The 20,751-nt window shown below is 49.8% G+C and carries 17 protein-coding genes; 13 read left to right on the top strand and 4 right to left on the bottom strand.

The genetic code is table 11. The features are described 5' to 3' along the window. Positions 1–4: 4 nt before the first annotated feature. Together CSR04_RS07415 and smrB are read right to left on the bottom strand one after the other, a co-directional pair. Positions 5–2,590, bottom strand: coding sequence for a GGDEF domain-containing protein (locus tag CSR04_RS07415; protein ID WP_102795636.1), 2,586 nt, complete (start codon positions 2,588–2,590; stop codon positions 5–7). Positions 2,591–2,711: 121 nt separating this feature from the next. Next, complete coding sequence (gene smrB / locus CSR04_RS07410; RefSeq protein WP_102795635.1) at positions 2,712–3,269, bottom strand: endonuclease SmrB; 558 nt, start codon at positions 3,267–3,269, stop codon at positions 2,712–2,714. Positions 3,270–3,405: 136 nt separating this feature from the next. Here smrB and prmB point away from each other — a divergent pair, with 136 nt between their 5' ends. From prmB to CSR04_RS07370, 8 genes are all read left to right on the top strand, one after another. Then, positions 3,406–4,332 carry a 50S ribosomal protein L3 N(5)-glutamine methyltransferase gene (gene prmB, locus CSR04_RS07405; RefSeq protein ID WP_102795634.1) on the top strand — a complete coding sequence of 309 codons (927 nt, stop codon included), beginning with the start codon at positions 3,406–3,408 and terminating at the stop codon, positions 4,330–4,332. 10 nt (positions 4,333–4,342) lie between these two features. After that, positions 4,343–5,446 carry a chorismate synthase gene (gene aroC, locus CSR04_RS07400; protein ID WP_102795633.1) on the top strand — a complete coding sequence of 368 codons (1,104 nt, stop codon included), beginning with the start codon at positions 4,343–4,345 and terminating at the stop codon, positions 5,444–5,446. Then, entirely contained in the window at positions 5,394–6,632 is a 1,239-nt protein-coding gene (locus CSR04_RS07395; RefSeq protein WP_102795632.1) for an MFS transporter, read from the top strand. Before aroC ends, CSR04_RS07395 begins: the two co-directional genes overlap by 53 nt. Before the next feature lie 123 nt (positions 6,633–6,755). Then, positions 6,756–8,819 carry a TonB-dependent receptor plug domain-containing protein gene (locus CSR04_RS07390; protein ID WP_102795631.1) on the top strand — a complete coding sequence of 688 codons (2,064 nt, stop codon included), beginning with the start codon at positions 6,756–6,758 and terminating at the stop codon, positions 8,817–8,819. 167 nt (positions 8,820–8,986) lie between these two features. Continuing rightward, positions 8,987–10,117, top strand: coding sequence for a hypothetical protein (locus tag CSR04_RS07385; RefSeq protein ID WP_146027121.1), 1,131 nt, complete (start codon positions 8,987–8,989; stop codon positions 10,115–10,117). 68 nt (positions 10,118–10,185) lie between these two features. Further along, positions 10,186–10,734: an elongation factor P hydroxylase gene (locus CSR04_RS07380; RefSeq protein WP_102795966.1), complete on the top strand. Its 549-nt coding sequence runs from the start codon at positions 10,186–10,188 to the stop codon at positions 10,732–10,734. Next, the gene (locus CSR04_RS07375) at positions 10,724–11,842 is read left to right on the top strand and encodes an ATP-NAD kinase family protein (RefSeq protein ID WP_102795629.1); all 1,119 of its coding nucleotides are present in this window, start codon (positions 10,724–10,726) and stop codon (positions 11,840–11,842) included. The genes CSR04_RS07380 and CSR04_RS07375 overlap by 11 nt, the downstream gene beginning before the upstream one ends. A gap of 158 nt (positions 11,843–12,000) precedes the next feature. Continuing rightward, complete coding sequence (locus CSR04_RS07370; RefSeq protein ID WP_102795628.1) at positions 12,001–12,279, top strand: YfcL family protein; 279 nt, start codon at positions 12,001–12,003, stop codon at positions 12,277–12,279. A gap of 282 nt (positions 12,280–12,561) precedes the next feature. On the opposite strand, the gene CSR04_RS07365 is transcribed toward CSR04_RS07370, so the two are convergent. Together CSR04_RS07365 and CSR04_RS07355 are read right to left on the bottom strand one after the other, a co-directional pair. Then, positions 12,562–13,662, bottom strand: coding sequence for an endonuclease/exonuclease/phosphatase family protein (locus tag CSR04_RS07365; protein WP_102795627.1), 1,101 nt, complete (start codon positions 13,660–13,662; stop codon positions 12,562–12,564). 607 nt (positions 13,663–14,269) lie between these two features. Then, complete coding sequence (locus tag CSR04_RS07355; protein WP_102795625.1) at positions 14,270–15,643, bottom strand: L-serine ammonia-lyase; 1,374 nt, start codon at positions 15,641–15,643, stop codon at positions 14,270–14,272. A gap of 222 nt (positions 15,644–15,865) precedes the next feature. Here CSR04_RS07355 and CSR04_RS07350 point away from each other — a divergent pair, with 222 nt between their 5' ends. From CSR04_RS07350 to CSR04_RS07335, 5 genes are all read left to right on the top strand, one after another. Beyond that, positions 15,866–17,074 carry a DUF445 domain-containing protein gene (locus tag CSR04_RS07350; protein WP_102795624.1) on the top strand — a complete coding sequence of 403 codons (1,209 nt, stop codon included), beginning with the start codon at positions 15,866–15,868 and terminating at the stop codon, positions 17,072–17,074. A gap of 814 nt (positions 17,075–17,888) precedes the next feature. Beyond that, entirely contained in the window at positions 17,889–18,194 is a 306-nt protein-coding gene (locus CSR04_RS24690) for a hypothetical protein (RefSeq protein WP_146027120.1), read from the top strand. Between the two features lie 96 nt (positions 18,195–18,290). After that, the gene (locus tag CSR04_RS07345; RefSeq protein ID WP_102795623.1) at positions 18,291–18,656 is read left to right on the top strand and encodes a hypothetical protein; all 366 of its coding nucleotides are present in this window, start codon (positions 18,291–18,293) and stop codon (positions 18,654–18,656) included. A gap of 99 nt (positions 18,657–18,755) precedes the next feature. Beyond that, positions 18,756–19,262, top strand: a complete 507-nt coding sequence (locus tag CSR04_RS07340; RefSeq protein WP_102795622.1) for a hypothetical protein — start codon at positions 18,756–18,758, stop codon at positions 19,260–19,262. A 159-nt stretch (positions 19,263–19,421) separates the two neighbouring features. Further along, entirely contained in the window at positions 19,422–20,510 is a 1,089-nt protein-coding gene (locus CSR04_RS07335; protein ID WP_102795621.1) for an ISAs1 family transposase, read from the top strand. Positions 20,511–20,751: the final 241 nt, after the last annotated feature.

Below are 20,751 nucleotides of genomic sequence, written 5' to 3'. Positions count from 1 at the left end.
TACGTTAGGTATCAGTGATAGAGTGCGGCTGCGATGCGTTGGAGGATTCAAGGCAAACCCGGTTACGTCCCTGACCTTTGGCCTGATAAAGGGCCTGGTCTGCGGCAATAAGCGCATCGTCAAAGTTTCTTTGAGTGGCATTAAAACGCGCCACGCCGAAACTGGCGGTAATACTGACTGACAGTCTCATGGTTACCTGCAGGGGGGTGTCCTGAATAATGCCGCGTAATTTTTCTAACAGATTGATGACCTGAGCTTGATCCGAATCAATGAGCATCAGGGCGAATTCTTCGCCGCCCATGCGGCCAAATACGTCGCCCTTGCGGATATGCTCGCCGATAAGGTCGGTAAAGTGCCGAAGAACCTTGTCGCCCACATCATGGCCATAGGTGTCGTTAACCTGTTTAAAGTGATCAATATCCGTAATGGTGACAAATACCCTGTGACTTCCTTTGCGTTTAAACCGGCCCCATTCCCGCTCCAGTTGTTGCAAAAATGCCCGCCTGTTGGCTATGCCGGTCAGCTCATCGGTCAGTGCCATGGTCTGGAAGCGCAGTTCCAGAGTCTTTCTTTCGGTAATATCCTGCGCGCTTCCTTCAAACCAATGGTGGTTGGCAGTGGATACCTTGGCTAACTGATGAAACCAGCGTATCTCTCCGTCTGTCGTAACAATGCGATGCTCTATATTTAACTCGCCGGTTCGAACTGCCCAGGCCATGCCATCTTTGAGGGCTTGTTTTTCTTCCTCAGGAACCAGCCCCAGTAGCGTGTTAAAACTGGCCTCAACCGCGCCGGGCCTGTATCCGTAAAGCTCAAATAAAATATCTGACCAGCTCATATCGCCAGTCACCAAATTACCATTCCAGTAGCCCAACTTAGCGGCCCGTTGCGCACTTTGCAGTTTTTGATTGACCAGGCGCATGCTTTGTTCAAGGTGTTTATGGTCAGTGATATCTGTCATATAGCCAAACCAGACCACCTGGCCATCCTCTAACTGGTGGGGCCTTGAGTGAATCTCCCGCCAACCTGCTCTGGGTTTGACCACTCTGAATTCATACCGCCAACTTTTACCCAGGATACTGTTTTTCAGGATGGTCTTAACCAGCTTGCTCACATCATCAGGATGAACGTTGGTCAGACCATATTTAGCATCCTCTTTTAATTTTTCAGCAGAGACGCCAAGCATTCTGACCATGCCCTGATTAACATAAGGAAAGTGACCGTGGCCTTTTTTGTCGAGGATGAACTGATAAATGGCACCGGGGATTTGCTCTGAGACACGGTTTAAAAAGGTATAGGTTTGCGTCAGCTCTTGCTGGGTTTTGATGGAATCAGTGACATCCAGATGGGTACCGCACATACGCAGGGCCCGGCCGCGTAAATCCCACTCAATAATTTTGCCAGTTGACTGAATGATGCGCCAGTCGCCAGACTTGTGATACATCCGATATTGGCAACTGAATTCGTGGGTCTGCTGGTTCAGATAGTTATCCATGGTGTTTTCAATGATGCGCAAGTCCTCTGGATGAACCAACGAGATAAACTCCCCCAGTGAAATTTCCCGTCGCTGATGAGACAACCCCAGCAGATGATGCCAGCCAGAATTAACCAGGACTCGCTGGTCCTGCAAACGCCAGTCCCAGGTGCCGATATTGGTGGACTGAATGGAGTATTGCATTTGCTCTGATTCCAGTCGGCTTTCCATTGCCGATACCGACACAATCAAGGCAACCAGAGCAAGGCTGTTGACATAAAACCAGGTGCCAAGAGGCGGATTCTGCAAGCTTGAAAAAATTCCCTGGTGATTTAATGCTGCATAGAAGGCTAACGCCGAAAAGCTTAGCACCACCCAGGATGTGGCAGCCAAATTGGTACGCAGGGCAATCCAAAGCAGGCCGAGCACCGGCAGCAGGGCCAATGCAGGAGCTACCGGACTGTACTCAAATACAAACAGTTCTAAGCCAATGAGTAGCATCATGGCAAAGACCAGCAAGTTAGACGCATTAAGCAGCGCCGCCAGACGGTTTAGATTGAACACCAGCAGAGCGATGCCAAATACCAGCATGCCGGTAATATCACCGAGAAACCAGGACAGAGCAGCAGATGGGAAATCCTGCTGTGGGATCACGCCATTGAGGGTCAGTACGCCAACCCCCATTAAGGCCATCAACAATGGGCAGCCAATTACAGCAATAAGGGTAAAGTAATAAAAGTCTTTGCTGCGTTCCATTTGCACGTCGAAATGCAGGCGCTTAAGCAGGTAGCAAGCAAAATAAATGGCAGACAAGGATGCTACGCTAATCGTTAAAGACAGGAGGAATCCGTATCCTGTCACCACCATTTCCTGGAAGATGCCGCCCAGTAGTATCGCCGGCCAAAGGCGCATGTCCCAGCGCAGCAACAACGCAACGGCGATACCCACAGGGGGCCATATCAGGCTGATATTGTAAGTGAGGGTGGCGAGTTTAACGCCTAAATAACTGAACAAGGCGTAACTAAACGCCAGAACCAGAAATTGTACGGCATAATTCAGCGTTTTTTGTAGCTGGCTTGTTTCACTGACGCTAAGGTGCTTAAAGCGCTCGGGCATGCATGATCCACTGACTACTGTTCCCTGATGTTATGCTGACAGTCTAGTCGAGGATCTGGTTGTGGGAAATTTTAAACCTGTTGACCTTTTGATTCGCTGCTGAAAAATCTTACTCAAAAGGTCAACAGGCTTTAAGTAACACCAGCAACGCGCCATTGCCGCCCCATTCCAGCGGTGCCTGATGAAATGCCAGTACGTCGGGGTGTTGTACCAGCCAGTTGGGCACGGATTTTTTTAATATATGTTCACCTAAGCCGTGCACTATGCAAACACAGTAGCAATGTTGTTTGACAGCAGTATGCAGTAAGGCGGCGATTTCCAGTTTGGCGTCATCGCGCTTCAAGCCATGTAAGTCCAGAATCAGATCCGGTGGGTAGTCGCCGCGGCGCAGGCGTTTTACTTCATAACTGTCACTGCCGGGCTTGGTGTATTTAATCGGCTGATTTGGGTCAAACCAGGCTTCAAAGCCGTCAGAGAAAGCGAAACTGGCCGCTGCCTGACGGGCCTGGCGTTGCGCAACACAATGCTGGTTAGTCCGGTTTTGTCTAAGTTCTGCGGTTTTATGCTTGCTGGCCGGTGGGCGAGGGGGTATTTTGTCCTGCTTGATACGCCTGACGCCCTGAACTTCGCTGCGAAACAGCGATAACTCTTCTTCGTTCAGATCGGATTTCTTGGTCATAAGGTAGAGAGCCAGGGCAAAACTGGCGGCATAATAGCAAGCCTGTGCTTAAGGGCAAAGTTTGGCTGATTTTACTATCGGCAGCCAGTCAGGTAACTGGCATAATAGGCGCGCATTTTTTTTCAGGTAGAGATTTATGACAGACAAGCTTACATGGCCAGATGCCGTCACCGATTTACAAACAATTTTGGATATGATGCGCTGGGCCATGAGCCGTTTTAATGAGGCGGGCTTGTATTTTGGGCATGGTACCGACAATGCCTGGGATGAAGCGGTTTGCCTGGTACTGCAGGTATTGCACCTGCCGCAGCAGGATCCTGCTGCACTGTACAACGCACGTCTGACCCAGTCAGAAAAGCAGCAGGTGGTAGAACTGGTGCAGCGGCGGGTGGATGAACGTATCCCGCTGGCGTATCTGACTAATCAGGCGTGGTTTTGCGGTTTACCATTTTACGTGGATGAGCGCGTACTGGTACCACGTTCGCCCTTTGCCGAGCTGATTATCAACCAATTTTCACCCTGGCTGAACTTTGAGCCGGACAACATACTGGATATGTGCACTGGTAGTGCCTGCATTGCCATTGCCGCAGCCCATACCTGGCCAGGCGCGCAAGTGGATGCGGTGGATATCAGCGCGGATGCGCTGCAGGTGGCGGATATCAATATTCAGGAGCACGGCCTGGGCGACAGGGTATTCCCGATTCAATCAGATCTGTATCAAAACCTCGGTGGTCAGCGCTATGACCTGATCATTGCCAATCCTCCCTATGTGGATGCCGAGGATATGGCTGATTTGCCCGAAGAATTTCACCACGAACCCGAATTGGGTCTGGCGGCCGGTTTTGACGGGCTGGACCTGGTGCATCAATTACTCAAAGATGGGCCGGATCATCTTAGCGAGCGGGGCTGGCTGTTTATTGAAGTGGGTAATTCCATGGTACATATGGAACAGCAGTATCCTGAGCTGCCATTGAGTTGGCTGGACTTTGAACAGGGTGGACTGGGTGTGTTTGCCATCAGCCGTGCTGATCTGGTGGCCTATTGGAATCAACAAGCAGGATAACAACAAGACTATGGCTGGAAATCATTTTGGCAGACTTTTCACCGTGACCACCTTTGGTGAAAGCCACGGCATTGCCATCGGCGGTGTGGTCGATGGCTGCCCACCGGGGCTGGCGTTAAGCGAAGCTGATCTGCAGGTAGATCTGGACAGACGTAAGCCTGGCACCTCTCGTTATACCACGGCCCGTCGTGAAGATGACGTGGTAAAAATACTCTCCGGCGTATTTGAAGGTAAAACCACCGGTACGTCCATTGGGTTACTAATCGAAAACACCGACCAGCGTTCCAAGGATTATTCCAATATCAAGGATATTTTCCGGCCTGGTCACGCCGATTATACTTATCAGCAGAAATACGGCCTGCGTGATTATCGCGGCGGTGGTCGTTCCAGTGCCCGGGAAACTGCTATCCGGGTGGCGGCGGGAGCCATTGCTAAAAAATACCTGAAGGACAAACTAGGTATTGAAATCACCGGTTATTTGTCGCAGTTGGGGCCAATCAGGCTTGAACCGGTGGACCTGGCTATCACCAACGACAATCCGTTCTTTTGTGCCGACCCTGGCAAACTGGACGCGCTGGATGAATATATGCGCGATCTGAAAAAATCCGGTGATTCCATTGGTGCCAAGGTGTCAGTGGTGGCCCGACATGTGCCAGTGGGACTGGGCGAACCGGTGTTTGATCGTCTGGATGCAGATATTGCCCATGCCATGATGGGCATCAATGCGGTAAAAGGTGTTGAAGTAGGCGACGGTTTTGCGGTGGTGGAACAAAAAGGCTCCGAACACCGTGATGCCATGACGCCAAAGGGTTTTGCCAGCAACCGAGCCGGCGGTATTTTGGGAGGGATTTCCAGTGGCCAGGATATTCTGGTACATCTGGCCTTAAAACCCACCTCCAGTATCAGCGTGCCGGGTGACACCATCGATATACAGGGCAAAGCGGCCGAGATTGTGACCAAGGGCCGTCACGACCCTTGCGTTGGCATCCGCGCCGTGCCCATTGCCGAAGCCATGCTGGCGTTGGTGCTGATGGACCATTTCCTGCGCCATCGTGGGCAGAATGCCGACGTACAATCACACACCCCTATTTTGCCAGGACATCTTTCTGAGTAACCTATCTTTACCTGGTCGCGGCCCGCTGATTTGGCTGGCCCTGGCCTACCTGCTGTATTTCGGTCAGTTAGGGGTGTTAACCCCTTATCTGGCCATGTTTTTAGATGGCCGTGGGTTAACGTCGGTAGAAATCGGTCAGTTACTGGGCCTGATTACTCTGACGCGTATTTTGGGGCCGAATCTGTGGGCCAATCTGGCTGATCGCAGCGGTAAATGCCTGCGTATCCTGCAACTGGGTGCACTATTGGCCCTGGTCAGCTTTTTTGTGATTTTTTTCGCCGACGGATTCTGGGGACTGACCTTATGCTTCGGCCTGATCATGATGTTCTGGACCGCCATCATGCCACAGATGGAAGTGATCACCCTTAACAGTGTCGGCGGTGATGCACATCGTTATAGCCGTATTCGCCTATGGGGCAGTATGGGCTTTATTCTGCTGACCATCAGCGCCGGGCGTTTAATTGACTGGTTTGGCACCGAAGTGTTACTGGCCATTTGTGTCAGCTTACTGGCTGCCTTGTTGCTGGTCAGCAGTCGCTTGCGTGAGCCGCAGCAGGTACCGGATGATACGCCGCACACCGGGTCGATCTGGAGTAAGATCAACAGCCCGGTGTTTCTGGGCTTTATTCTGGCCCTGTGTTTACTGCAAGTAGGCTTCGGCCCCTATAACAGTTTCTTTACCTTGTATATGAAAGACCTCGGCTACAGCGGTTTACAAACCGGTTTACTGTTGTCTTTGGGGGTGGTCGCCGAGATCCTGATTTTTCTTAAAGCCGGTCGCCTGATTCAGCGTTTTGGTATAAAGCAGATGCTGCTGGTGAGTCTGGTCCTGACCGTGATTCGCTGGTGGGTATTGGCGCGTTTTGCCCACTTCCCTGGTATTCTTATTCTGAGTCAGTGTATTCATGCTGCCAGCTTTGGCCTGACTCATGCCACCGCCATTCAGTTTATCCACCGCTATTTCGGTCGTCGCTTCCAAAGTCGCGGTCAGGCCTTGTATGTGAGTCTGGCAGGAGGGCTGGGGGGCGCTATCGGTAATTATGCTGCCGGGCTGCTGTGGAACCAGGGCCAGGGTGCTGAACAGACCTTTATTGCTGCGGCTATGGTGGTGGCAGTGGCCCTATTGGTGATTGTGCTGATCCCGGCCAGAAAACTGCAATGTGAAGAGATACCCAGGCCGGTCTGACACAGACCGGCTCACCCCAATACAGCTTTTTACAAAGCACAACATCTCGCCACACAGCTCTCACAGCTCTCAGACACTGACTTGATTACTCTGATGTCACACTCAAAACATCAGGAACACGTTATGTTAAAGCTGGAACCAACGTTCAAATTATCCGCTATTGCACTGACCTTAGTCTTTGCCCAGGGGGCTTATGCTCAGGAGCAGGTTGAAAAGATAGAAGTTGTACACAAACGCAGCAGTATTTTGTCTGAGATTACCGAAAACAGTGAAAAACTGATTGCCATGCCCGGCGCATTGGGCGACCCGCTGCAGGCGGTATTTGCCCTGCCAGGTGTCGTGGCTGCCGGTGGCTCGATGGCGGCACCCGCCGTGCGTGGTTCGTCCCCCAGTGATAACAGCTTTGAAGTGGACTTTATGCCAGCTGGCTATATTTTCCATGATTTTGGCAATTCCATCTTTAACAAGTACCTGTTGCAAGACTTTCAACTGTATTCAGCGGCCTACGGTACCAGCTATGCCAACGTTACCGGCGCGGTGTTTGATGTGACCTTGCGTAATCCACGCCATCAGAATGTCAAAACCATTGTGGATATGAGCATGTTTAACTCCGGTGTGTTTGTCGAAGGGGCCATTAGCGATAATCTGGCGTTCTACCTGTCCGGACGTAAAAGCATGTTGCCACTGTTTTTCTCCAAAGGTGAAGAGCTGGAAGACGAGGACGGTGAGAAGACCGGCGTGGTCATTAACGACGCGCCGGATGATAACGATTACCAGGGCAAACTGATGTGGGAGCCCAACGGTAATAACCAGTTCAGTCTGTCTTTTACCGGTGCTAATGACAGCGCGGCGGCCAATTTTAATGAGCGGGCCGAATTGTCATTGAAGAATCCTGAATATCAGGGCGATGCAATCTTTAAACGCGGTTTTAACAGCCAAAGTCTGATCTGGGATCACTTTGCTGATGACTATCAGTTTAAGCTGGGCGTGGGGGCGCTCAGCGGTGATGAGCGCCTGGAATACGGTAAAGCGGCCACAGGTACGGATGGCTTTTACCAGGACGTTAAGAATAAGCAAGTGTCGCTCAAAGGCCGCCTAAATTACCGCTTAAATCGCCGTCATCACCTAGTGGTGGATGCGGCCTATTATGATCAGCAATTCAGTGTAGATTACGACATGTTTTTGTACACCTGTACCGAATTGGATCCCGATTGTGACCTGAATAAAGGTGAGCGTATAAAGGACCAGCGTAAGGTGGACTTTGCCAGCCAAATGTTGTCGGTGGCGCATATCTGGCAGCTTAGCGAGGCGCTGGAGTCTGAGCTTGGCGTGCAGTGGCATCGCAATGATCTGACCGATGAGAATTTTGTTAACCCCAGACTGGCCCTTCGCTACCAGTTAGATGACAGCAATCGTATTAACTTCAAAGCCGGCCGCTATAACCGCATGCAGGATATTCCCTATCTGATGGAAGAGATTGGTAATCCGCAACTGAAATCTCAGACGTCAATGCATACCAGTCTGGGGTTTGAGCAGGACCTGGCTGATGAGTGGAGCTGGTCACTGGAAACCTATTACAAGACCATGGACAAGCTACCCTTGGCGCTAAACGGTTATGCTGATGCGGATAAGCTGTACAGCAACGAGGTAGAAGGGCGGGCTTATGGAGTGGACCTGATGATCAACAAAAACCGCACCGAAGATTGGTATGGCTGGTTGTCGGTCAGTTATGGCAAGAGTGAGCGCACCGACCTGCGTACGGATATCACCCGTGATTACTATGCAGATACGCCGCTGGTGATCAATGCTGTGTTTAACTATCAAATCAATGAGCGCTGGAATGCTGGCTTTAATTTGACCGCCCGTAGCGGTCAGGCCTATACGCCCATAGTGGGTGTTAAACATAATCCTGACTTTGAAGGGCGCTTTTTGCCGGTGTATGGCGATCCTTTCTCAGAACGATTCGATACTTATGGTCGCCTGGATGTGAGGCTGGAGCGTAAAGTCGATTTCTTTGGTCTGGATGCCAAGCTGGTGATGGAAGTGATGAATATCCTCGGCGTGGAAAACATCAGCCATGTGGATCTAGATTACCCTAAGGTCAAGTCCACGTCAGATTTGATTATCAAGGAGGAAGAAGATGACTTTGGTATCCGGCCTTCAGTAGGTTTTAGTGTGACCTTCTAAACCAAAAGGTTAAGTGACAAGCCGGGCCACCTGCCGGCTTGTCAGTCTGGCAAATTTCATACATTAGGTATTTTTCTACATAAACAATAAACCCTATGCCTTTGCTATAGTTAAGTTGTCATGCCGGGCTGAGACGACTGCACATAGTGTGAGTCAGAGGAGGGTTGTTGTATAGGTTACCAACACGCATCGGTTTACATCGTTTCACCATGCGCACTGTGATTGGCCTGAGTTTACTTTGGTATTTGCCCGTTAGTGCGCAGGACGCCAGTACTACGGATAGCCAGACCGAAAAAGGTCGGGCTTTATTTGCAGAGGCCAACAATTACCTGATGACCATGCCGGCCAGGGCCCTCAATACCCTGCAAAATAACCTGCCGTTCTTACAATATCTCAGTCCAGAAGAGCAGTTCGACTGGTACTTCGCCACCTATCGTGCGGCTAAATCTATGGATAAATCTGCCATTGCAACTCAGGCACTGGAATCCCTGGTGGAGTATGACGTGAGCCAGTTTCGGGCGCACAAACAAGTGTCACTGCTGAGTGCGTTAGGCATTTATTTTCGTGAACATCAGGCCTTTGCCCAGGCCGGGCGGGCTTTTCAATGTGCCATAAGCCAGAGCGTGACTATTGACCAGAAGCTGGCGTTGTCTGTCAGTCTGGCCCTTATTTTTCGTTTTCAGGCTGACTATGAGTCGGCCACTACCATGTATGAAGCTGTCATTCGCAAAGCGAAGCAAGTAGGCGCGACTGTTCATCAGGCCAATGGTAACAACAATCTCGGTGTGGTACTGCTTATGAAAGGTGAGCCGCTGGCAGCGGCGCCGCATTTCGCGCAAGCGCTGGAATATAATCAACTGGCAGGCAGACGCAGTGCTATGACAAACAGCGGGATTAATCTGTTACTGTCGTACCTGCTGTCTGGTCAGAAAGAGCGTTATCTGCGCTTGGACACCAGGGTTGAGCATATGATTAAAGGCAGCACCAACCAGTCCAAACAAGCTTATTACGCCGCGCTGCAAGTCCTTAACCAAGCCAGTCAGCAAGGCGGCGCCGATGAAAAAATGCAGGCTGATTTCTTGCACAACTTTGCCAATATCGATGATTATGGGATCCAGACTATTCTGGCCCGCATTGCACCGCAATTTGGCATGGTGGGTGATTTGCCTGTTTTTATGCCAGAGAAACCGTTACCCGCGTTAAAAGACTGGTTTGAAGCACAGGCTATTTGTCAGCAGGTTGGTAAAGAGAGGTTGTCGGCACAGCAACTGGCCGCCGACTTGCTTGCTACCCGTTAGTACACGGCTTGGGCCGTGGCTCAGCCGGTGATACAATCCGCGCCGGTTATTGTGGTAGTGGAGCCGTTGTGTCAGACGTACATCAGGTTGAAGATTTAATCAGGTTGTTTAACGGCCAGTTTGCGGCCAGTCATAACACACGTCTGGTGCGCGGTAACCATGAGCCTTTGTATTTGCCAGCTAACGCGCAAACCCCATTTCATCAGATTATTTTTGCCCATGGCTATTACGCCAGTGCCCTGCATGAAATTGCCCATTGGTGTCTGGCGGGGGCAAAACGCCGTTTGCTGGAAGATTATGGTTACTGGTATTGCCCGGATGGGCGCAATGCCGAGCAGCAGGCGGAATTTGAGAAAGTCGAAGTCAAACCTCAGGCCATTGAATGGGGCTTATGCGTAGCTGCGGGCAAGACGTTTCGGGTCAGTACCGACAATCTTAATGGCGTAGAGCCGGATCGTGCCGCCTTTAGTCGCGCCGTGCTAGCTCAGGCCGTTAAATATCTGCAAAACGGCTTCCCGCCCAGAGCCAGGCAGTTAATGCATTGCCTGCAAGACTTTTATCAAACACCAACCATCTGTGCGGCAGACTTTGCTGTGGAGGAATATGATGTCCTTTAAACTAGGGCTGATAATCAACCCCTATGCCGGTATTGGCGGTGCTCTGGCTTTGAAGGGCAGTGATGGCAAAGAGATAAGGGAGAAGGCCCTGGCCATGGGGGCAAAACAGCTTGCCCCCGAGCGTACCCGTCAGGCGCTGAGTGTTTTACTGCCCTATGCGGATAGGCTTGAAATCCTTACCGCATCCGGGCCGATGGGGGAGGACCTGTGCCGGGAAATGGGCTTTCGCTGCCGCTGTATTTATCAAAGTCCTGCTCAGTCTGAGCCGCAGGATACCGAAAATACTGCCCAGGCACTGATGGCAGAACCAGTGGATTTATTGCTGTTTGCCGGCGGTGATGGCACGGCCCGCAATATCTGTAGCGCGGTGGAAGACAAAGTACCGGTACTGGGGATTCCGGCTGGCTGTAAAATTCACTCCGGAGTTTACTGCGTAACGCCTAAGGCTGCCGGGCGGCTGGTAGAAATGCTGGTGCAGGGCGAGCTGGTCAGTTTGCTTGAAGCCGATGTGATGGATATTGATGAGTCTGCCTTTCGCGAGGGCAAAGTACGGGCCCGCCGCTACGGCGAAATGCGAATTCCTTCTGAGCTGCGCTATGTGCAGGCAGTCAAAATGGGCGGCCGGGAGTCCGATGAGCTGGTGCTGGAAGATATCGCCGCCCATGTGATTGAACAGATGGACGATGAGCTGTTTATTATGGGCTCGGGTTCGACCGTGGCGGCCATTATGACGGAAATGGGCCTGGAAAATACGCTGCTGGGGGTGGATTTGGTCCGGCATCAGCAGTTAGTGGCCAGCGATCTTAGTGCTGGGGAATTACTCGAAGCGATTCAGGGCCAGCCAGCCAAGTTGGTGATTACCTTAATTGGTGGTCAGGGACATATTTTCGGCCGTGGCAACCAACAACTGAGTCCGGCGTTGATTCGGGCTGTGGGCCGGGACAATATTCTGCTGGTGGCCACTAAAACCAAATTGCAGTCACTTAATGGCCGGCCGTTGATTGCTGATACTGGCGATGCAGAACTGGATAAGGCATTAAGCGGGTTAATACCGGTGATTACCGGCTTCCACGACCAGGTACTTTACCCGGTTGCTTCACCCGAATAACGTCTGTGTATTGCTAAACCACAGAGTCACAGAGGGCACAGAGAACTGCACACAAAGCTTCTCGCTGTGACAGAGGCACGAAGAAATAGACGCAGAGTTTGCTGCAATTGCTTGAGATCTTGGTGTCTCTGCGGTGAAATATAGTAGTAAGGAATAACATGTCAGAGCAACGTTTTAATCAATTTGTCGATGAGGTGGAAGCCGCCTTTGACCAGGCAGTAATGGATGGCAGCGATCACGAGCTGTTTATTTCCAGTTACCTGAGTGGACATTTTTCATTGATGGTGGCCCGCGCTTTAAATAGTGCGGAATATTGCCTGGAGAAACTGGACAGCGCCATGCAGCAAAGTCTGACGCAGGCTTTCGCCAATCGCGAACTGGAAAGCGCCGATCAGGCTCAGGTACAGGCACTGTGGCAAAAAATGCTGAGTAAATAGTCAGCAGCAGGCTTTTGGGGCGAGCAATCTTGGTATGACGTTCAACCTTGTACCTGTTTCTAGCCAGGGCGCTGTGGTGCAATGAAAGGCATGCAGAGCAGCACTATAGGCAAGGTGCGGTATTCTATCTTTGTTGGGCTAAAGCCCAACCCACAGTGGGTCGGACTTAAGTCCGACATCCCGTTGACTGTTTTACGCTGCCGCCCGGGCTTCCTGCCCGTCAAAAAACAGCTGAAGACTCAATAGTATTAACCATGAGTCAGTTGCGAGCCATTGCCAGGGTTAATCTTGCCCAAATTTGTTTAATTGTCGAAACTCATTGAACCGTTCTTGTCTTCTTTGTGCATTAATTTCTTGTTGGCGTGCTCTTCGTTTTTCGGTGCTAAGTTTCAGATCTGTGTTTTTGAAACTAGCGATTCGCTGTTTTCTGACTTCCTCCCGGTTTACGCGTCGAATTTCCTGACGTCTGTGTGGGGATGGTTCAAAGGCAAAGTAATCTGGGATTAACCTTTGCGCACGCTGTTCCAAACTTACGACCAGGCAATGATGATCCGTCAGGGTTTTATCCGGCCCATCAGTGTAAAGCTCAACTGATAACGGCGTTCCTGGCGAGATATAGCATCTGTCCAGTCTTGAGTAGGTATGGCGCCCATCTTCCCGTCCTTTGGTGGTGGCACCAATTCTTACCCCAGCATCCATAAAGCCGCTTACATAAGGCATATTTTGGCGTAAATTAAAATCTCCCAACACAATTGGGTATTGATGAGTAGTGGCCGACTCCAGTACACATTTTGCATAGGTTATGGCATAGGGGGACTCATGCTGTTCGCCTTGTGAGGGCCCAGGAGCATGCAAGACTAAAAAACGTGACGTTTGGCCGTCGTGGTGGGTAGTAATGCTGACGGGGTTACGAAAGTCCAGCGCCGGGCGCAATGTGTCTTGTTGTACTGATGCCAAACTGGCGGTTCGTGAAGCGGCAGTGCTGGTGCGAGCCGGTCTTAGCTGATTAAGGCGGTTAACCTCTGCTTGCGCTGCCGCATATTCACGCTGATGCATCGCATTGCACTGTATATCAAATGAAGCTTGCCAGCCTGTGTATTGGCTAACATCACTGAATGTCGCGCCGTTTCCGGAAAATATCAATATATTTTCCTTCAAGCCATTTGCGCCACCAAGGCTGACTGCCGCACATTGCAGTGACAAAACCCGCAATCCTGTACCAACGGCATTAAGAGTCTGTTCACCTTTGGTCTTATTCTCAAGAATGACAAAAATAAAGGGTTCGATACCCACTATGCCAGTAATAATGTCGCCAATAACGGGGGAAAACTGCTCGGCCTTTTCGGCGGTAATTTTTTGGATATTCCAGACAATAATTTTCATGACATCCTTGCTCCAGAATAGACTGTGCCCTACCAATTGTAGGTAACAATCTGAGTGTCAACGCTGATAATCAGATAGAGCGTAGCCTACGAACTTGACTACTACCAAAGCCTGGGCGGATTTTATACAGCAGGCTTGCCGTTGACTGTTTTACGCTGCTGCCTATCCCTGTGCAGCCGCTTGTTCACCCGCCTTCGCCCTTGCGATAAAGTGTGATTTATCTGGTGCTACGGCGGGTGACCGGGCTTCCTGCCCGGAAAAGAAACGGCTCAACACTCTATGATATTTACCGCCAGACCGCCGCGAGCCGTTGACTGTTTTACGCTGCTGCCTATCCCTGTGCAGCCGCTTGCTCACCCGCCTTCGCCCTTGCGATAAAGTGTGATTTATCTGGTGCTACGGCGGGTGACCGGGCTTCCTGCCCGGTAAAGAAACGGCTTAACACTCTATGATATTTACCGCCAGACCGCCTCTTGCCGTTGACTGTTTTACGCTGCTGCCCATCCTTGTTCAGCCGCTTGTTCACCCGCCTTCGCCCTGGCGATAAAGTGTGATTTATCTGGAGCTACCGCGGGTGACCGGGCTTCCTGCCCGGAAAAGAAACGGCTTAGCATTCAATGATATTTACCGCCAGACCGCCTCTAGCCGTTTCTTTGTACTTCGATTTCATATCGTTGCCGGTGTCCCACATGGTTTTGATCACTTTATCCAGTGAAACCTTATGGTCGCCGGTGCCGCGCATGGCCAGGCGGGCAGCGTTAATGGCCTTGATGGAGCCCATGGCGTTACGTTCAATACAGGGCACCTGCACCAGGCCACCGACCGGATCGCAGGTCAGGCCCAGATTATGTTCCATACCGATTTCGGCAGCGTTTTCCACCGCTGATACGCTGGCCCCCAATATTTCAGCCAATGCACCGGCGGCCATAGAGCAGGCGACGCCCACTTCACCCTGACAGCCTACTTCGGCGCCGGAAATTGAGGCATTTTTCTTATACAGGATACCAATGGCCGCTGCGGTCAGCAGATAGCGTACAGCGGTATCTTCATCCACGCTGCGCACAAACTTATCGAAGTAACAGAGTACCGCCGGAATAATCCCAGCAGCACCGTTAGTTGGAGCGGTTACCACGCGGCTGCCGGCCGCATTTTCTTCATTGACTGCCAGGGCAAACAGATTAACCCAGTCCATGGCTGCCATCGGATCGGCACTTTTCTCGTTTTGCAGTTTGCGATACAAATCCGGGGCGCGACGTTTCACTTTCAGCCCGCCAGGCAGTATGCCTTCGGTCATTTTGCCTTTTTCCACACAGGCCGCCATCACCTGCCAGATATGCCAGAGCTTGGCGCGAATTTCTTTTTCGCTTTGAAATACCTGCTCGTTTTTCAGCATCAGGGTACTGATGCGCATACCGTGCTCTTTGCAGTGCGCCATCAGCTCGGCGGCGGTTTCAAACGGGAAGGGCACCGGTTTTTCATCATGCTTGAGAGCAGTGGCTTTTTCGTCCTCGAAGTCTTGTTCCTTAATAATAAAGCCGCCACCAATGCTGTAGTAAGTCTGGCTGGCCAGTAGCTCTTCGCCCTGGTAAGCAAAAAAGCTCAGGCCATTGGAGTGCAATTTCAGGGTTTTTCGGCGATGGAAGACAATGGCACCTTCACGGGGGAAACTCACGTGCTTTTCGCCGCCTAAGTTAATTTGCTGGGTTTTATCTATATCTGCCAGCATTGCGTCAACCTGATCCACATCCACGGTTTCCGGATCGTGCCCCAGCAGGCCAAGAATGACTGCTTTACCTGTGCCATGGCCTTTACCCGTCTGACCCAGTGAACCGTACAACTCGGTTTTGACAAAATCAGTGCGCTCAAACAGCCCCTGGTCTTTCAGATCCTGCAAAAAGGCTTTGGCGGCACGCATAGGGCCGACGGTATGGGAGCTGGACGGGCCGATGCCAACACTAAACATGTCAAATACACTGATCATAGGGTTCTCTTTATGGATTTCTTATAACTGACCAATATTGACCATTCTGGTCAATCTGACAAACAGACAAAAGTAATAGTGCGGATTAGAAAAGTTAATGCGATGTAAAGTTTCGCGTAAACAACCGCAAAGACTCGCGCTTTTAGATTGACCATTCTAATTTCTATCGTTAGCCTGATTTAAGGCTGCTACACCATTAGAAACAGGCGCTAATTCTCTGATATGGAATGGAATATCGACACCCTGATATTGTTGCTTATCCCGCTGACCAGCGCTTTGGTGGGGTGGTTTACTAACTATCTGGCAGTCAAAATGATGTTTTACCCGCTGGAGTTTGTCGGGATCCGGCCTATCTTCGGCTGGCAAGGGCTGATCCCTGCCAAGCGTCGCAAGATGGCAGAAATTGAAGTGGAACTGGTATTGGGCAAATTGCTCAGTGTCGAAGAAATTGTCAATCGGCTGGATGCCGGGCAACTGACCAGTGCCATTGAACGCCGCCTTAAGCAGGTGCTCAGACGCATCGTTAATGATGTGATGCAGCAATCCGCCCCTAACTTGTGGGCCGCATTGCCGGTGCAGGGCAAAAACCTGGTGTACAGCCGGGTGGAACTGGATATCCCTAACGTGGTGCGCAAGATGGTGCACGATTTCCAGCAGAACGTGAGCGAAATCTTTGATATCCGCGAAATGGTGGTGGAACAACTGTCTAAAGATCCCGAGCTGATTAACGAGATTTTTCTCAAAGCCGGGGCCAAAGAGTTCCCCTTTATTGAGCGTTCCGGCCTGTATTTCGGTTTTCTGTTTGGTTTGCCCACTATGCTGATTTGGTCGTTCTACCAGTTCTGGTGGATCCTGCCCTTAGGCGGCCTGATTGTTGGCTATGCCACCAACTGGATTGCCATCAAAATTATCTTTGAACCTAAGCGACCGCATAAGGTGGGTATTTTTACGGTTCAGGGGATGTTTTTGAAACGCCAGAAGGAAGTGTCGCGGGTTTATGCCGAGATTATCGAACAGAAGCTGCTTAACTCCCAGAATATCACCCATGCGGTATTAAAAGGCGCAGGTTCAGCGCAGTTGCTGGAACTGATTGAGCTGCATGTTAATGATGCCATTGAGCGCTATGTGGCACTGGCCCAACCATACTTTGCCCTGGCGGTGGGCAGTGACGACTATTTCCGTATGAAGGAAATGGCGGTCAAACGTATCTTTGAGGACTCGGATAAATTTCTGCACTATGCCCATGACTATGCCAATGGTGCGCTGAATATTGGTGAGGATCTGCGGGTTAAGATGGAAGCCCTGAGTCCGGAGGAATTTGAAGGGGTGCTTCGTCCGGCGTATAAGCAGGATGAATGGAAACTGATTATCGTCGGTGCGGTATTAGGAATGCTGGCCGGGGTAGGACAGCTTTATTTGATGTTGTTGTAGGTAGTCGGCAAAGGCTTCTCGCTGTGACGCTAAGTTCGCAATGATACTTTCAAATACTCTGTGTTCTTTGTGCCTCTGTGGTTATTTACAATTTTTTTGGAAAGAATTTTTCACCACAGAGTCACAGAGTCACAGAGAGCACGGAGAAGAGCTTGGGTTATTAGGATATCTCTGCGGTGAGAGGTTTTGTGTCTTTATAGTGTGGTTCGCGGTCAAAGTGAATTTATAAGCTATATCACCGTGAAAAACACGAACGACACGAAAAGATTTCTCGCTGTGACGCTAAGTTCCCAGTAGTGCTTTCCAATACTCTGTGTTCTTCGTGCCTCTGTGGTTATTTGTGTTTTTTGGACAGATTTTTTTCACCGCCGAGACGCAGAGAGCGGAGAGTTTTCTAAGGCATAAATTGAGCAAGCTCCTGTTTTTCTCTGTGAACTCCGCGGCTCTGCGGTGAAGAAGTATCGCCAATTGAAAAATTATGTATATTGATACAGGTGTAATAGATAGTGTTAGAATCAGCCTGTTTTGACGAAGTTTATCGAGAATGTGCGCTCACTTTCCCCAAGCGCCAGACACCCAACCCTTTGTAAAGCTTGAAGAAGGTGAAAACGTTGCGTGTTTACTGAGACCTCGTTTACACTGCTTTCTTACTTTCCCCAGAAGTGCGCTAAGAGTGGAGCCACAAAGTATCGCGCTAACTATTTGAAAATAAGGGATTAATGTGAAGACCGCAGGGCAATGCTACCAACGCAGAAGCGAACATTATCACGAATTCAATATAATAAGCTGTTATGTGGAATAAGGTAGTGCAAAGATGGATACTGTATTAATAATTTCAATCTATGTAATTTTAATTTTGATTTCATCATTACCATGCCTGCTTCTTTATCTTATAGCAGCAAAGTTACTTCCTTCCCGATATAGTGTTAAACCAAAAACCATGACTTTCTCCTCAATAGTTTTATCTATCATAACTGCACTTGCTTTAAAAGTAGAACTAGAAGGAGGTGTTTTGTCAGTACCATTTGTTATCATTGTGCTTTCTGTGGCTTGGTCACTGGTGTTGCTTATCTTTTTGGTCTTATACAAGGAGTCCATTAATGCAACTTATGAACAATAATCCACATAACAAAGTGTTAAACTATGCAGCTTTCAGCTGCCGGACAATCCAAAGCTTCGCTTCGGCTTGCCGGTTAACACAGCGTTAGGTTTACCGATGAGAACTATTCTGGCACTCTTATTAAGCATTGTCTCAGCGTACTCCTATCCACTTGAAACTGATTCATTTCCTCTGGTTAACACAAAGTGGTTTAACTATGGGAGTAAAAACACGGTTATCTGGGGATTTTATGAAAATACTCTGACAAGAGAGTTATCTCTCTATCCAGAGCGGGGTGTAACCACCTTCAACATTCGATATAAGAAAATAGAGCACGGATGGCTGATTGAGCTCATTTCCCCTGGTGGAGAGGTTGTTGAAGACCTGTATGTGAACATACAGGCTAGAGATGAAATTTACGTTGGCGATACTCTTGATTATTTGAGCTTATATAGGCCAACTGGATATGGTAGTGATAAGTAGCATTTTGACCATAGAACCTAACAAGTTAAATCATCGGAAAACCACTCGCTACGCTCGCGTTTTCCGCTGTTCAAAGCGTTAGCTTTCTTTGAGGTTTTGATGAAAATCGTAGCTTTTATTTTAATTGTGCTCTTTAGTATGGCTCATGCCGATGAGCCATTAGAAGCGCCTAAAAGTTACCGTACTTGCGATGCTCACATCAACTTTTGTGCGTATAGTGAATTAGGTAAAAACACTACAGTTTATGCAATTAAAGACAAGTTTACTCTTACTGAACTATACCAAATTCCGGGATGGCATCGATCAATATTGATATCCCCAACAGGGACGTATGTAGCCATAGGTTATTCAGGATTAAATTTGGTAAGCAAAGATGTAACCTCTGAAGAAGTGATGCTTACGATATACAAAAGTGGCTCACGAATTAAGGAATACAAGTTAGGTCAACTTCTTCACTCAATGGACTCACTAGAGCCTACAGTTTCACACTATCACTGGGGCAGCATCACGCGTATTGATGAATATGGTGTTGAATTAGAAACGGTTGAAGGCTCCGTTGGCATAGTTCATAGCACTGGCAAAATATATTTGCCAAATGAAAGCTAACAAGTGACTGTGTCCCCAAGCCAATATGATCAAGGGGGCTGATCAAGGGATCAACCGAGCCAAAGCTTTATCCCTAAGTGGCCCAGGGCAGGATCAAACTTTGTAAATCATCTTAAAGTCTGATCAAATACGCGCAGTTTCCCCTACCAACCTCAGCCTATGTCACTGTTTTGCCACCTTGAACTCGTCAAAGAAAACCGCTCAACTATTAATCAGGAGCACAACTTAGTGGACGTGTTGTTCCTGGTCATTTCCGCCGTCACGGCAGGGTGTGAGGGCTGGAAGGACATCGAAATCTATGGCCACAGCAAGCTTAACTGGCTTCGTCAGTTTCGGCCATTCAATGCGGGTATTCCCACCCGGCACAGCATTGCCCGGATTTTCAGAGTGGTAGACACCGATTCACAAGTGCTTTCGCTGTTCAGTTGGGTCAACGAGCATCGCCAGAAAAGTGCGAAGCCTGTTATTGCTTTTGATGGCAAGATGTTGCGTGGTACCAGTCAGCATCTGCCGGAAAATCTGCATTTGGTCTCAGCATTTGACTGTGAAAGCGGTTTGACTCTGCTGCAGAAGCAGGTCGACGGGAAAAGCAATGAAATCCCTGCGGTCCGGGCGTTGTTGGACATATTGGATATTACCGATACGGTGGTGACACTGGATGCCCTGCATTGTCAAAAAGAGACGCTGAAACGGCTCACCCAACGTCAGGCGGATTATGTGGTACAGGTCAAAGGCAATCAGCAGAAGCTGTACACCGTTATCAATCAGTGTTTTAGCCAGGCGGGGGAGCCGGGTGCCTCGGTTTGTTCATCGCACAGCCAAGGGCATGGTCGCGAAGAGGTCAGACAGGTTTCTCTTCTCGATGCCAGCCAATTGCCCCAGGACATCCTGCCACACTGGCCGGGCGTCAAGCGCATTGTGGCGGTTGAGCGTGAGCGTAGCCAGGGGCAAAAGACCAGCTACAGCACCCACTATTACCTGACATCATTAGACCATGCAGACAGCATAGCCAAGGCTATACGCCAACACTGGCTGACCGAGAATCAGCAACACTGGGTGTTGGATGTGGTGTTCAAAGAAGATGAATGCCAGATTCAGGAGCCGATAAGTGCGCAGAATATGGCGTTGTTCAGGCGGGTAGTGCGCAACATGGTGAAGCAACACAGCAAAAGCAAAGATTCCATCCGAGGCAAATGTGTCAGGGCCAGCTTCGATGATAATTTCAGAGCAGAATTACTCTTTGGTTAATGGAATTAACAAAGTGCGCTCACGCCCTATTAAGTGGCCCCAGCCGCTTTGCCCCCCGCTAAAAATTCTCGGTCTGTTCAAGGCGCTGCCAAAAGGTCGGCAATTTGCTGGGAGAAAATCGAGTGGAAAGCGTGTCTCGGATGGCTTCTCGGAGATTCAGAAGTTATTGTTGCGTACCTGATACCATAAGCCATTCCCGGTTTTCTCAAGTCATTCTTTTTCTACCACGAAGATGTATGGA

Origin of the sequence: Bowmanella denitrificans (genome assembly GCF_002887595.1) — a bacterium.
Taxonomy (GTDB): domain Bacteria; phylum Pseudomonadota; class Gammaproteobacteria; order Enterobacterales; family Alteromonadaceae; genus Bowmanella; species Bowmanella denitrificans.
The sequence above is the reverse complement of the archived record's forward strand: the minus strand, read 5'-3'. Positions and strand labels throughout refer to the sequence as shown.

What these genes read in the sequence shown, in the direction of transcription:
- CSR04_RS07415 (WP_102795636.1), bottom strand. Translation starts at nt 2,590, where the DNA reads ATGCCCGAGCGCTTTAAGCACCTTAGCGTCAGTGAAACAAGCCAGCTA.
- smrB (WP_102795635.1), bottom strand. Translation starts at nt 3,269, where the DNA reads ATGACCAAGAAATCCGATCTGAACGAAGAAGAGTTATCGCTGTTTCGC.
- prmB (WP_102795634.1), top strand. Translation starts at nt 3,406, where the DNA reads ATGACAGACAAGCTTACATGGCCAGATGCCGTCACCGATTTACAAACA.
- aroC (WP_102795633.1), top strand. Translation starts at nt 4,343, where the DNA reads ATGGCTGGAAATCATTTTGGCAGACTTTTCACCGTGACCACCTTTGGT.
- CSR04_RS07395 (WP_102795632.1), top strand. Translation starts at nt 5,394, where the DNA reads ATGCCGACGTACAATCACACACCCCTATTTTGCCAGGACATCTTTCTG.
- CSR04_RS07390 (WP_102795631.1), top strand. Translation starts at nt 6,756, where the DNA reads ATGTTAAAGCTGGAACCAACGTTCAAATTATCCGCTATTGCACTGACC.
- CSR04_RS07375 (WP_102795629.1), top strand. Translation starts at nt 10,724, where the DNA reads ATGTCCTTTAAACTAGGGCTGATAATCAACCCCTATGCCGGTATTGGC.
- CSR04_RS07370 (WP_102795628.1), top strand. Translation starts at nt 12,001, where the DNA reads ATGTCAGAGCAACGTTTTAATCAATTTGTCGATGAGGTGGAAGCCGCC.
- CSR04_RS07365 (WP_102795627.1), bottom strand. Translation starts at nt 13,662, where the DNA reads ATGAAAATTATTGTCTGGAATATCCAAAAAATTACCGCCGAAAAGGCC.
- CSR04_RS07355 (WP_102795625.1), bottom strand. Translation starts at nt 15,643, where the DNA reads ATGATCAGTGTATTTGACATGTTTAGTGTTGGCATCGGCCCGTCCAGC.
- CSR04_RS07350 (WP_102795624.1), top strand. Translation starts at nt 15,866, where the DNA reads ATGGAATGGAATATCGACACCCTGATATTGTTGCTTATCCCGCTGACC.
- CSR04_RS24690 (WP_146027120.1), top strand. Translation starts at nt 17,889, where the DNA reads ATGGATACTGTATTAATAATTTCAATCTATGTAATTTTAATTTTGATT.
- CSR04_RS07345 (WP_102795623.1), top strand. Translation starts at nt 18,291, where the DNA reads ATGAGAACTATTCTGGCACTCTTATTAAGCATTGTCTCAGCGTACTCC.
- CSR04_RS07340 (WP_102795622.1), top strand. Translation starts at nt 18,756, where the DNA reads ATGAAAATCGTAGCTTTTATTTTAATTGTGCTCTTTAGTATGGCTCAT.
- CSR04_RS07335 (WP_102795621.1), top strand. Translation starts at nt 19,422, where the DNA reads ATGTCACTGTTTTGCCACCTTGAACTCGTCAAAGAAAACCGCTCAACT.